This is a genomic window from Streptomyces otsuchiensis (genome assembly GCF_004305975.1).
Classification (GTDB): Bacteria; Actinomycetota; Actinomycetes; order Streptomycetales; family Streptomycetaceae; genus Streptomyces; species Streptomyces otsuchiensis.
On the sequence record NZ_BHZI01000169.1, the window covers coordinates 1 to 12,949 of the forward strand.

The 12,949-nt window shown below is 76.2% G+C and carries 7 protein-coding genes; all 7 read left to right on the forward strand.

Annotated elements, in window-relative coordinates; genetic code table 11:
• On the forward strand, positions 1-544 hold a 544-nt coding region (locus E0D90_RS26620; protein ID WP_157996876.1), incomplete at its 5' end, for a hypothetical protein.
• Positions 541-1,059 carry a GNAT family N-acetyltransferase gene (locus E0D90_RS16775; protein ID WP_130799084.1) on the forward strand — a complete coding sequence of 173 codons (519 nt, stop codon included), beginning with the start codon at positions 541-543 and terminating at the stop codon, positions 1,057-1,059. The genes E0D90_RS26620 and E0D90_RS16775, both read left to right, overlap by 4 nt.
• On the forward strand, positions 1,052-1,594 hold the full coding sequence (locus E0D90_RS16780) for a GNAT family N-acetyltransferase (RefSeq protein WP_130799085.1): 543 nt from the start codon (positions 1,052-1,054) through the stop codon (positions 1,592-1,594). The genes E0D90_RS16775 and E0D90_RS16780 overlap by 8 nt, the downstream gene beginning before the upstream one ends.
• Positions 1,595-1,596: 2 nt before the next feature.
• Positions 1,597-2,175 (forward strand): GNAT family N-acetyltransferase, encoded by a 579-nt coding sequence (locus tag E0D90_RS16785; protein ID WP_103500988.1) that lies wholly within the window; start codon positions 1,597-1,599, stop codon positions 2,173-2,175.
• Entirely contained in the window at positions 2,172-5,546 is a 3,375-nt protein-coding gene (locus E0D90_RS16790; RefSeq protein WP_130799086.1) for a S41 family peptidase, read from the forward strand. The genes E0D90_RS16785 and E0D90_RS16790 overlap by 4 nt, the downstream gene beginning before the upstream one ends.
• On the forward strand, positions 5,543-6,349 hold the full coding sequence (locus tag E0D90_RS16795) for a 4'-phosphopantetheinyl transferase family protein (protein WP_157996877.1): 807 nt from the start codon (positions 5,543-5,545) through the stop codon (positions 6,347-6,349). Before E0D90_RS16790 ends, E0D90_RS16795 begins: the two co-directional genes overlap by 4 nt.
• Positions 6,350-7,464: 1,115 nt before the next feature.
• A partial coding sequence (locus E0D90_RS16800; RefSeq protein WP_130799088.1) for a type I polyketide synthase occupies positions 7,465-12,949 on the forward strand: 5,485 nt, incomplete at its 3' end.

The following is a 12,949-nucleotide window of genomic DNA, read 5'->3' on the forward strand; positions in this document are numbered from 1 at the left end:
GGGGACGGCCCCCGCCCCCGCGGCCGTCGCGCCGGCGCCGAACTGTCCCGCCGCCGCGCGCGAGCCCGCCGCCTGGTCCGCCCGCCCGGTCGGCACCGCCGACCACCCGGCGGTGCTGGCCTTCTTCACCGAGCCCGACTTCCACTTCCGCACCGCCTGGCCCGACACCCGCGCCGAGTGGGAGGTGCTCGACCTGCTCGGCGAGGACACCCGGCTGGTCCTCGCCGACGGCGTCCCGGCCGGGCTCTTCGAGACCGAGGACGTCGCCGGCGCGCACGCCTGCCACCTCCAGCTCCATCTGCGGCTGACCGCCGCCCTGCCGACGAGCGCCTGGGCCGCCGCCTACCGGGAGGTCGTCCGGGGGCTGCGCTGGCAGCGCGAACTGGTCCGGATCACCGTCTGTGTCGGGGCGTGGGACACCCGCGGTCTCGCCGCCGCCCGGCTCGCCGGGCTCAGCGAGGAGGGCGAACTGCCCGCTGTGGTCATGCGTGACGGAGGCCGTCACGGCACCGTCTTCTTCTCGCAGATCTGGGAGCCCCGATGACCACCGCCACACCCGCCATCACCGACACCGTCCATGAGACGCCCGTCCGGCTCCGCGGCTACCGGGCGGCCGACATGCCGCTGCTCACCGGCAGCTGGCTGCCCGGCGAACTGCTCGGCCTGCCGGACCCCGGCCGCCCGCCGTTCGCCGACCTCGCCAGCGTGCCGCCGCCCGCGGCGGACCGGCCGGGCGACGAGCTGTACGTGCTGCCCGGCGGCGCCTTCGTCCGCTTCACCGAGGTGGACTGGGTGCACCGCCGCGCCAGGCTGGAGACCGGCTTCACGACGGAGGCCGCCGCCGCCCACGCGCCCGGGCTGCTCACCGCCGCGCTGGACCGCGCGCGCGGCACACTCGGCCTGCGGCGGGTGCACGGCTGGGTGACGCCGGGACGGCCCGGCACCGAGGAAGTGCTCCGGGCGGCGGGACTGGCCCGGGAGGCCGAGGTCCCGCACGCCCTGTGGCTCGACGGCCGGCCGGTCGGCCGGCAGATCTGGGGAATGTGCAGCGATGACTGAGACCACCACCGCCGTCCCGGCGCCCCGTGCCGTCCCGGCGGCCGCCCCCACCGGTGAGGACACCGGCCCGGCGGGCGGGAGCGACCCGCAGACGCCCACCGCCCCCGAGCTGCTGACCCCCGAGGAGGCGGCCAGGGCCCTGACCGACGCACCGGTGAGACTCACCCGAGGCTTCCTCGGCCTCGACCCCGTCACCCAGAACACCGCGCTGCTCGCCCGCCACATCGGCGACCGCGAGATCCAGGTGCTGCGGTACGGCGAGGCGCTGCTCGGCTACACCGTCAACCCGCTCCAGCCGCGTCAGGCACACGTCGCCACCACCTCGGCCGACCCCGCCCCGCTGGACGCGCTGCTGGGCTTCCTCGCCGACTACCAGCGCGCCACCTCCTTCGTCGCCGAGGTCCCCGAAGGCACCCCGGTCCTCCCGGCGCTGGAGAGCTGCGGCTTCACACCCTGCGGCGTGCTGCCCGGCCACCTCTTCCACTCCGGCCGGTACCGCGAGGTGCTGGTCCTCCACACCGACAGGGAGGGCTGACCATGCCGCTCGTCACCCTGCGCCACTTCACCGAGGACGACATCCCGGTGCGGACCGCGCTGCTGCGCGAGGCGCGGTTCCAGGCGAACCTCAACGACCTGGGAGTGGTCACCTCCGACGAGGCACTGGTCGCCCGGCAGCGGAAGGCCATCGCCGAGGAGCACGACGTCAAGCGGCACTTCACCCTCTGCGGGCCGGGCGGAGCCATCGTCGGCTTCGCCTGGATCAGCTCGATCGACTGGCGCAGCCAGTGCTGCGAGCTGTCCTTCGGGGTGCTGCCGCGCTTCCGCGGCGCGTTCGGCGCCGCCGCGGTCGCCGCGGCCCACGCCCACATCCGCGCCGAACTGAACATGCGGGTGGTCGTCAACCAGGTCCTGGAGCACAACACCATGCTGGTCTCGGCCGGGGAACTGGCCGAGCGCCGCGCGGTGCGCTGCCCCTGGGACTCCTACACCGTCGGCGAGTGGCGGACCGCCTGCTACTGGACCGACAGCGAGGACGACGTCCGCCGCCGTCAGAGCTCGATCGACCGTCGGCGCCGCGAGATCGCGGACCGTATCCGTTCCGGAGGCCGGACATGAACAGCGCCAGTGCCCAGGGCGGGGCCGCCGGGGGCTATCTGCACCACCCGACGATCGCCGGGGAGCTGGTGGTCTTCGTCTGCGAGGACGACCTGTGGACGGTCCCCGCCGAGGGCGGAGCCGCCCGCCGTCTCACCGCCGGAACCACGCCCTGCGCCGCTCCCCGGCTCTCGCCGGACGGCCGGCTGGTCGCCTTCACCGGCAAGCCCGAAGGCGCCCCGGAGATCTGCGTGTTCTCCGTTTCCGACGGCGGTCCGGTCCGCCCGCTCACCACCCAGGCAGCCACCCGCTGCACCCCGTCGGGCTGGCACCCGGACACCGGTGAGGTCCTCTACGCCAGCACCGCCGGGCAGCCGGCCGCCTTCGGCGAGCGGATCTTCGCCGTCCATCCCGACGGCGGCCCGCCGCGGCTGGTCGAGGCCGGGGCCGCGGTGACGCTCGCCCACGGGCCCGACGGGGCGGTGCTCATCGGCCGCAGCCTGACCGACCCCGCCCGCCGCAAGCGGTACCGCGGCGGCGCGGCCGGGGAACTGTGGGTGGACCCGGACGGCCGCGGCGACTTCCGGCGGCTGCGCCCCGACGCCGACAACCCCGCCGACCCCTGCTGGGCGGGCGGGCGCGTCTACTTCCTCAGCGACCACGACGGCACCGGCAACCTCTACTCCTGTCTCCCGGACGGCTCCGGCCTCACCCGGCACACCTCCCACCGCGGCCTCTACGCGCGGGGCCTCACCGGCGACGGGCGGCGGCTGGTCTACCACCGCGGCGCACGGCTGCGCCTCTTCGATCCGGCCACCGGCGAGGACCGCCCCATCGAGGTGGAACTGGTCCCCTCCGGCGTGCAGCACGAACGCCGCCTCCTGACCGCCGCCGACCAGCTCGACGCCGCCCGGCTCTCCCCCGAGGGGGACCGGCTCGCCGTCGCCGCCCGGGGCAAGGCGTTCACCCTCGCCCCCTGGCACGGACCGGTCCGCCGCCACGGCGCGGCCGACGGCGTCCGCTACCGGCTGCTGCGCTGGCTCGCCGACGGCCGACGGCTGGTCGCCGTCGCCGGTGACGAGCAGCCCGGCGAGCGGCTGGCGCTGCTCCCCGCCGCGGGAGGCGAGGAGATGGCCCGCGTGCCGCTGGAGGAGTTCGGCTGTGTCACCGCGCTCGAGGCCGCCCCCACCGGCGGGCTGGTGGCCTTCGCCACCAACCGGCAGCAGCTGTGGACCGTGGACACCGACGCGTCCGATCCGTCCCCGCGGCTGGTGGACTCCGGCCCGCACGGGAGGATCGACGACCTCGCCTGGTCACCGGACGGCCGCTGGCTCGCATACGCGTACCCCGAGACGCTGCGCACCACCGCCGTCCGGATCGCCGAAGCGGCCACCGGAGAGGTCCACCGGATCACGGTGCCGGTGCTCCGCGACTCCCTGCCGGTCTTCGACCCGCTCGGCCGCTACCTCTACTTCGTCGGGCAGCGGGACCTGGTGCCCGAGCACGACCAGGTCCAGTTCGACATCGGCTTCCCGTTCGGCGCCCGCCCCTACGCGGTGCTGCTGACCGCGGACGCCCCCGTACCGTTCACCGGCGTTCCGGTGCCGCCGCGTGAATCCCCGGGCGCGTACCCGGCGGACCAGGGCGCGGAGCCGGACTCCGAGCCCGACCCGGACCCGGACCCGGACGGAACGGTGCGGATCGACTTCGCGGGCATCGAACGCCGGGTGGTTCCGCTGCCGATGCCGCAGGGCCGCTACGCCGCGCTCGCCGCTCTCCCCGACGCGGTGCTGCTGCTCGGCGTGCCGCTGCTGCCGCCGCACCCCGACGCCCAGGCCGCCGAACCCGAGGGCCAGGTCACCCTGGTCGACCTCGCCACCGGCGAGACCGTGGAGAACTACCTCGACCCGGTCGACGAGATCGGCACCGACCCCACCGGCACCACACTGCTCTACCGCCACAACCACCGGCTGCGCGTGGTCCCGGCGGGCGCGCCCCGGGCGAGCCTGGAGGACTTCGACAACCATCTCGCGCCGCCCGGCCGGGAGACCGGCTGGGTCGACCTCGACCGGGTGACCGTCCACCTTCGCCCGGCCGCCGAGTGGCGGCAGATGTTCCGCGAGGCATGGCGGCTGCAGCGGGAGGGTTTCTGGCGCGCCGACATGGACGGGACGGACTGGCACGCCGTCCACGACCGCTACCGCCCGCTGCTCGACCGGGTCGCGACCCGTGCCGAACTGTCCGACCTGCTCTGGGAGCTGCACGGCGAGCTCGACACCTCGCACGCCTACGAGCGGGGCGGCGACTACGGCGGCCCGTCCGGCGGCGACCAGGGCTTCCTCGGCGTCGACTGGGAGGCGACGCCGGGCAGTCCGGGCCGCTGGCGGATCGCCCGGGTGCTGCGTGGCACGCCCTGGGACCTCACCACGGGCTCGCCCTGCGACCGGCCGGGCGTGGACATCCGTCCCGGCGACGAGATCGCGGCGGTCGACGGCCGGGCGGTCGGTCCGCTCGGGCCCGGTGAACTGCTCGCCGGACTCGCCGGCCAGGAGGTCGAGCTGACGGTACGCCGACCGGACGCCCCGCCGCGCCGGGTGGTGGTCCGCGCCTCCGGGAGCGAGGAGCGCACCCGGTACCTGGACTGGGTCGCCGAGGGCCGGAGGCTGGTCGAGGAGATGTCCGGCGGCCGGCTCGCCTACCTGCACGTGCCGGACATGTACCGGACCGGATACGCCGACTTCGTCCGGCAGTTCCTCGCCGGAGTGGACAGCGAGGGCCTGGTCGTCGACATCCGCTACAACGGTGGCGGACAGGTCTCCACGATGCTGCTGGACCGCCTCTCCCGGCGGCGCGCCGGGGCCGAGCACAGCCGGTGGAGCGGCCAGGTGCCGTACCCGCTGGAGGCCCCCCGCGGCCCCATGGTGGCGCTGCTCAACGAGCAGACCGGCTCGGACGGCGAGATCTTCTGCCACACCTTCCGGCAGCAGGGGCTGGGGCCGCTGGTCGGCACCCGGACCTGGGGCGGCACCGTCGGCACCTGGCCACGCCACCAGCTGGTCGACGACACCGTCACCACGCAGCCGGAGTTCTGCTACCACCTCAGCGGGGTGGGCGCGGGTCTGGAGAATCGCGGGGTGGAGCCGGACGTCGCGGTCGAGATCGCGCCCTCCGGGCCGGTCGCCGGCACCGACCGTCAGCTCGCCGAGGCGGTGCGGGGCCTGCTCGCCACCCTCGGTGAACGCTGCGCGCCGACGGCCCCCGCGACAGGCACCGGCCCGGTGGTCCCCCGCGTCCCGGCCGCCCCGGTACCGCTGTCCGGCGCGGTCGCGCAGGCCCCCGCAGTCGCCGTGGAGTACCGGCACGGCCGCGCGGCCCGCCGGGAGGAGCGGTGACCACCGCCGTCGCCACCGCCGTCCCCACCCTTCCGGGGACGGCGGACCGGCCGGCGTTCCGCCCTCCGCCCGCGCCCGGGGTCTGCGATCTCTGGCTGGTGCCCGTGCGCCGCCGCGAGGAGTGGCGCGCGCTGCTCGGCCCGGACGAGCGGCGGCGGCTCGCGGCTCTCCCGGACGGACCCGTGCGGGACACCTTCCTCACCTCCCGCGGCGCCCAGCGGCTGCTCCTCGCCGCCTACCTGGGAACCGGCCCGGAGGCTGTGGAACCGGCCCGGGACTGCGGGCACTGCGACGACCCCCGGCACGGCCGTCCCTATCTGCCGGGCGGGCCGGTCGACTTCTCGGTCTCGCACACCGACAGCTGGCTCCTGCTGGCCGTGGTGGGCACCGGCCGGGTCGGGGCCGACCTCGACGCCCTGTCGCACCGGCCGGACACCGGCCGGCTCGCTGCCATCGCCCTGACCCCGGACGAACTCCGCGCCCACCGCGCAATGCCCGCCGGGCAGCGGCGCGCGGCCTTCCTCACCGCGTGGGTCCGCAAGGAGGCCGCGATGAAGGTGAGCGGGCTGGGGCTGGCCGCCCCACCGCCGAAGGTCGACGTCTCCGGCGCCCGCGCCACCGCGCCCGGCGTACCGGCCTGGCCCGCCGAACCGCCGTATCTCACCGACCTGAGCGGCCCGCCCGGCCACGCCGCCGCCCTCGCCACCACGGTGCCGCTGCGCGGCGTGCGCCGCCATCGCCTGGCCGAACCCCCTCCGCCCGCCGGGGACAACCGGTTCGCGCCGGCGGAACGCGGGAGCTGAGGGGCGCCCGGACCGGCCGGACCGCCCGGACCGCCCGGACTGCCCGGACCGGCCGGACCGCCCGGTGGGGCCAACGGGTCCGGCGGGCGCAGGTCGTCGGCGCCGAGCCGGCCGGGGAACGGGCGCGTGTGGACGTTCTCCTGCGGTGGGGCGCCGACGACGCTACTGTGTGAAAGCGTCAAGTCACCCCTGGGTGGGGTGGGATCGCTGGGCACCGAACAGAACCAGCCGAACCGGCCGGTTTCCAGCCGGTCGGCCCCGCGCGGCCGGTGTACTCTGCCGCGCGGCCGGACCGGAGGGTCTGTCCCGCCGCTCCGCACCAGGTTCGGCCACCTCCGCCCCGCCGGCGCCATACGGCTGTTCTCGGCCACGTCCAGAGGGTTCGCGGAGCGTGCTCCCTCCCGATGGGCCGCGCCGGAATCGCTCGCGACGGGGCGCCGCGTCCCCACGGTTCCAGGCTCCCCGCCGGGGTCGAGAGCCGCCGGTCCGGTTGGTTCACGGCTGGCCGAAAACCATCGCTGGTCACATAACGGCCAATAGCGAGTCCGAGGTCTGTTCGCCCGGGTGGGTGCCGGTTCCGTGTCTGGAACACTCTCCGCATGGCACCACCCTTCATGCCGCGCGGGCACACCGCGAGCGCCAGGTACATGAACTCGCCCTCGGGCACGCCGCTCTGATGTCGAGCCGGGGGCCGGGGGCGGCCGGATCGCCCCGCGGTGAGCGGGACTCCCGCCCGCGGTCCACCTCAGCTGAGCGCTTCGCCCGTGCGAGGAGCCGGCCTCGCCCCGCGTGAGCCCGGTGTCCCGCGCCCCCGGCCGTCGCGCCGTCGCCGTACGCCGTTCCCGCCGCCGTGGCGCAGGCCGCGCACCCCGCGCGGGACAGCCCGGCGAGGAGTTCGGTGCCCCGGCGCCCGGGTGCCGTCGCGCACCCACGCCCCCTCGCCCGCGCAGCGTCGCGCGGGCCTGCCCCCGACAGTGAACGCCCGCGCCCCGGCCGACCGGGGCGCGGACCGACTCCCCGCGGCCGCGGCCGCGCAACCGACCACGTCGCCGGCCCTCCGGGCACGCCGCGGCGACCGATGAGACGACCCTGTAGACGCGAGGAGCAGAGCGCTGATGAATCGGGTACGCGGGCAGGTCATATGCCAGGGACCTGAGCGGGAACGGACCGGAGACGACCCGGAGGACGCGGTGCGCGCCCTCGTCGGGGCCGCCCGCTCCGCAGCGGGCGGGGCGGTGGTGACCGTGGCCGGGGACGGCACGTCGACCTCGCGGACCTACCCCGAACTGCTGGACGCGGCCAGCCGGTTGCTCACCGCCCTGCGCGAGGACGGCCTGGGGGCCGGCGACACCGCCGTGCTGTGCGGACTGCCGCTGGAGGAGTTCTTCCCGGCGTTCTGGGCCTGCGTGCTCGGCGGTATCCGGCCGGTGGCCATCGCCGACCAGCCGCTGGCCGGATCGCCCGCGCTGGACCGCCTGCTGGGCGCCGTCCGGCTCCTGGACGGCCCCGCCGTGCTCACCGGCACCGCCTCGGCGCGGACTCTCGCCGAGGCGGCGCCCCGGCTGCGGGTGCTGACCGTCGCAGACCGGCTGGACCGGGCCCCCGCGGAGGACCATGTCACTCCGGAGCCCACCGACACGGCGCTGCTGATGCTGTCCTCGGGCAGCACCGGTGTGCCCAAGGCCGCCCGCCTCACCCACGCCGGCCTGGCCGACTTCGCCGCCAGCTCCCGCCGGATCCTCGACGTGCGCGCCGAGGACACCCTGGTCAACTGGCTGCCGGTCGACCACAGCGGCGCGTTCCTCCTCTACCACCTGCTCGCCGTCTTCACCGGCGCCACCAACGTCCACACGCCGACCGAACGGGTCGTGGCCGACCCGCTGCTCTGGCTCGACCTCCTCCACGAGCACCGCGCCCGTCACAGCTGGGCGCCCACCTTCGCCTACCAGCTGGTCGCGGACGCCCTCGCCGAACAGCCCGGCCGGGCCCGTACCTCCGGCTGGGAGCTCGGTGCGCTCAAGTCCCTGCTCTGCGGGGGAGAGCGCGTCGCGCTGCCCGTGCTGCGCCGGTTCCTCGACGCGACGCGGGAGGCCGGGGTCCGGGAGGAGCACATCGTCCCCGCGTGGGGCATGGCGGAGACGGTCACCGCCATCGCCTTCGGCCGGCTCGACCGGCCCGGCACCGTGCACCGGCTGCTCAAGTCCAGCCTGGGCGGCGACCTGGAGCACGCCGGCGAGCGGACGCCGGACGAGGAGTGCGTCACCTTCGTCAGCTGCGGCGAGCCGGCCCACGGCGTCACCCTGCGGATCGTCGACGACCTCGGCGAAGCGACTCCGGCCGGCCGGATCGGACGGCTCCAGGTGCGCTCGGCGGCCCGGATCACCCCCGGTTACGTGAACGACCCCGAGGCCGACGCGGCCGCCTTCCCCGAGGGCCGCGTGTGGCTGGACACCGGCGACCTGGCGTACCTCGACGGCGGCCAGTTGTTCATCACCGGACGCCGCAAGGACGTCATCATCATCAACGGCCACAACCTCTACTGCCACGAGATCGAGGAGGTGGCCGCCGCCGTGCCCGGAGTCCGGCAGGGCGAGGTCGCCGCCACGGGCCGTCCCCGGCCCGACACCGGCACCGAGGAACTCGCGGTCTTCTTCGTCAGCCGTGGAGCGGAGGAGGACCGGCGCATCACGCGCGAGGTCGGCGAGGTCCTCTTCCAGCGGCTCCGGCTCGTCCCGGCACACGTGGTCCCGGTGCCCGCCGGGGAGTTCCCGAAGACACCGTCCGGCAAGGTGCGTCGCGGGGACCTGCGCGTCCCGCCGCCCGCGGGCCCGGCCGAGCGGAGCCCCGCGCCCTCCGGCGCCGCCACCGGCGACGTCGCCGCGGTGACGCGTGCGGTGCGCGAGGAACTGGCCGCCCTGCTGGGCCGGCCGGTCGACCCCGACGGCCGGTTCCACGAACTCGGCATGACCTCGGTGCACATCATCCGGCTGCGGGCCCGCCTGGAGCAGCGGCTGGGGGCCACCGTGCCGCAGACCGCCCTCTTCGAGCACCCGACGGCGGACACCCTGGCCGCGCACCTGGCGGCCTCGGCCACGGGCACGCCGGCCCGCGGCCGGTCCGGCGTTGCCGCACCGGCCGAAGTGGCCGCACCGGCCGGCGCCACCGAACCCGCCGAACCCGCTCGGGACGCCACCGACGACCGGCGGGTGGCCGTCATCGGCGTCTCCCTGCGCTTCCCCGGAGCGGACTCCACCGACCAGTTCTGGGCCAACCTGCGCGACGGGGCCGACAACGTACGGCGCCTCACCCCCGAGGAACTCACCCGGGCCGGCCTGACCGCCGAGCAGCGCGACGCCCCCGACCTGGTGCCCGTCGGCGGGACACTCGACGGCGTCACCGAGTTCGACGCGCGGTTCTTCGGCCTCAGCCCCCACGAGGCCGGGCTCACCGACCCCGCGCACCGGCTGTTCCTGGAGTGCTGTCACCAGGCGCTGGAGGAGGGCGGCTACGAGGACGCCGGCGCCGAGACCAGAACCGGCGTCTTCGCCGGGTCCGGCATGAACCTCTACGGCCACCAGCGCCCCTCCGGCGCCACCGGGCAGCCGATATCCGCCGACGCCCCGGCCGGGGCCGACCCCGCCCTCGGCCTGCAGACCGCCATCGCCCGTGAGCCGGACTTCCTGGCCACCCGGGTCGCCTACCGGCTCGGGCTCACCGGGCCGGCCATCGGCGTGCAGACCGCGTGCTCCACCTCGCTGGTCGCCGTCCACCTCGCCACCCGGGCCCTGCTGACCGGCGAGGTCGACATGGCCCTCGCCGGCGCGGCCGCGGTGCACTTCCCCCAGGAGACCGGCTACCGCAGCCACCCGGGTTCGATCCTCTCGCCGACCGGGGTCTGCCGTGCCTTCGACGCGGAGGCGGACGGCACCGTCGGCGGCAACGGTGTGGCCGTCGTGCTGCTCAAGCGGCTCGACCGGGCGCTCGCCGACGGCGACACCGTGCACGCCGTGATCCTCGGCTCCGCCGTGAACAACGACGGCGCGCGCAAGATCGGCTTCACGGCGCCCGGTGTCGCCGGCCAGGCGGACGTGATCCGCCAGGCGCTGCGGGACGCGGACGTGCCGGCGGGGACGATCTCCTACGTGGAGGCGCACGGCACCGGCACCCCGCTGGGCGACCCGGTCGAACTGGAGGCGCTCGCACGGGTGCTGGGCGAGGGCGAGCGGACCGCCGGCGCCTGCGCGGTCGGCTCGGTCAAGCCCGGCATCGGTCACCTGGACAGCTGTGCCGGGATGGCCGGGCTGCTCAAGACCGTCCTGATGCTGCGCCACCGCACCCTGGTGCCGACCCTGCACCTGAACCGCCCCAACCCCGAACTCGCTCTGAATAACAGCGCGCTGACGCTGGTCTCCCGGCTCGGCCCGTGGTCCGTGCCGGACGGCACGCCCCGCCGCGCCGGGGTCAGCGCGTTCGGGGTCGGCGGCACCAACGCCCATGTGGTGCTGGAGGAGGCCCCGCCAGCCGCGACGGCGGTGGACGAGGACGAGGACGGGAACGCGCGGCTGCCGGTACTCGTACCCGTCTCGGCCCGCGACGACGACACCCTGGCCGAGCTGACCGCCCGGCTCGGTGAACGACTGCTGCGCCGACCGGAACTCGCCCCCGCCGATGTGGCCACCACGCTGGCCCTCGGGCGGCGCCGCCGTCCCGCGCGCACCACCGTCGTCGGTGGCACGGCCGAGGAGCTGGCCCAGGCGCTCGCGGCCTCCGCCGGCGAGCGGACCGACCCGCCGCGACCGCTCGGGCCGCTCGCCTTCGCCTTCCCAGGCCAGGGGACGGCGCGTCCCGGCATGGCCCGCGGGCTGTACGCCGGTTCCGCCGCGGCCCGGCGGACGCTGGAGCGGTGCGCCGAGGTGTACACCGCCGAACACGGCGGTGACCTGCTGGAGGCGCTGCTGGAGGAGCCCGCGGACGGTTCCGCCGCCGGTTCCCCGGACGGTTCGGCGTCTCCCGGCGCCGTCTGGCCGACGGCGACCGCGCAGGTCGCCCTGTTCGCGCACCAGGCCGCGCTCGCCGCCGCGTGGCGGGCCGCCGGGGTCGAGCCGTCACTGGTGCTGGGACACAGCGTCGGCGAGTACGCCGCGCTCCACACCGCCGGTGGACTGACCCTGGAGGACGGGGTCCGGCTGACCGCCTGGCGCGGCCGACTGATGCAGAGCGCCTGCCCGCCCGGCGGGATGCTCGCCGTACGCGCCGACGCCGCGACCGCGCGACGCGTCGCGGACGCCGCCGGTGCCGAGCACGCGACGGCCAACGGGCCGCTCTCCCACGTGCTCGCGGGCTCGCCGGAGGCCGTCGAGGAGGCGGCCCGCCTGTGCGGAGCGGAAGGTGTGCGCTCGCGGGTGCTCCCCGTCGACCGGGCGTTCCACTCCTCCCTCATGGAGCCGGCGCTGACCGAGTTCCGCGAGCTGGCCGGGAGCGTGTCCTACCGCCCGCTGCGGGTCCCGGTGGTGACCACGGCCGACGGGCTGGCGCGTGCCGTCGGCTGGACCGTCGACGCGGACCATCTCTGCCGCCAGGCCCGCGACCAGGTCCGCTTCGACCTGGCCATGGAGACCGCCACCGGCCAGGGGTGCACGGAGTTCGTCGAGATCGGGGCAGGCAACACCCTCGCCGGGATCGGCCGGCACTGTGCACCGGCCAGCCGCTGGCTGAGCGGGCAGGGCGAGGGCGACGCGCCCTCCCAGGTGCGGGGGTTCCTGACCGCGCTCGGATCGCTGCACGAGCGCGGGGCCGAACTGGACTGGACCGTCCTCGCCGGGCAGGGCCGGAGGGTGCCGCTGCCGGGGCACCCGCTGCGCCGGAAGCCGGTGGGCACGCCGATCACGCCGGCCACACCGCTCGCGCAGGCCCCTGCGGTGCCCGCTGACGCCATGCCTGACGCCATGCCTGCCGCCGTGCCCGCCGCCGAGCCCGCCGTCGTCGTCGAAGCGCCGGCGGTCGCCGGCACCGCGGCCACGGCGGCCGACGACGAACTGCTGCGGGGAGTACAGGAGGTGACCGCCGCCAAGCTGGGCATGACCCCGGACGAGGTCGAGCCCGACCGGTCGTTCTTCGAGATGGGCGCGGACTCCCTCTCCCTGATGGGGCTGAACACCGAACTGGACCACAGGTACGGCGTGCGGGTCCCGGTCCGTGACCTCTTCGACTCCGCCGACACCCCGCGTCGGCTCGCCACGCAGCTGTCCCGGCTGCGCGGTGACGTGCCCGCGCCGACCGCGCCGCCCGTCACGGCCCCGGCGTCCAGCCCGGCGGCGCCCGCCCCGGGCCGGGCCGAAGCCCCGCCGACGACCACCGCACCACCCGTCACCGCACCACCCGTCACCGCACCGCCCGTCGTCGCTCCCGCCCCGGTGGCCGCCGCCGTGGAACCGGCGGGCGGCGCCGCGCCGGAGCCCGCCGGCGACGGTGGAGCTCCGCAGCTGCACGCCCTGTTCGAGCGGCAGTTGAAGCTGGTGGAGCAGCTGGCCGACCGGGCGAGCGGCGTCATCAACCGTCAACTGGACATCCTGGCGGGCGAACCCCCGCGCCCCGGTGCCC

Excerpts from the sequence above, each read along its gene's own strand:
- E0D90_RS16775 (WP_130799084.1), top strand. The coding sequence starts at position 541 with ATGACCACCGCCACACCCGCCATCACCGACACCGTCCATGAGACGCCC.
- E0D90_RS16780 (WP_130799085.1), top strand. The coding sequence starts at position 1,052 with ATGACTGAGACCACCACCGCCGTCCCGGCGCCCCGTGCCGTCCCGGCG.
- E0D90_RS16785 (WP_103500988.1), top strand. The coding sequence starts at position 1,597 with ATGCCGCTCGTCACCCTGCGCCACTTCACCGAGGACGACATCCCGGTG.
- E0D90_RS16790 (WP_130799086.1), top strand. The coding sequence starts at position 2,172 with ATGAACAGCGCCAGTGCCCAGGGCGGGGCCGCCGGGGGCTATCTGCAC.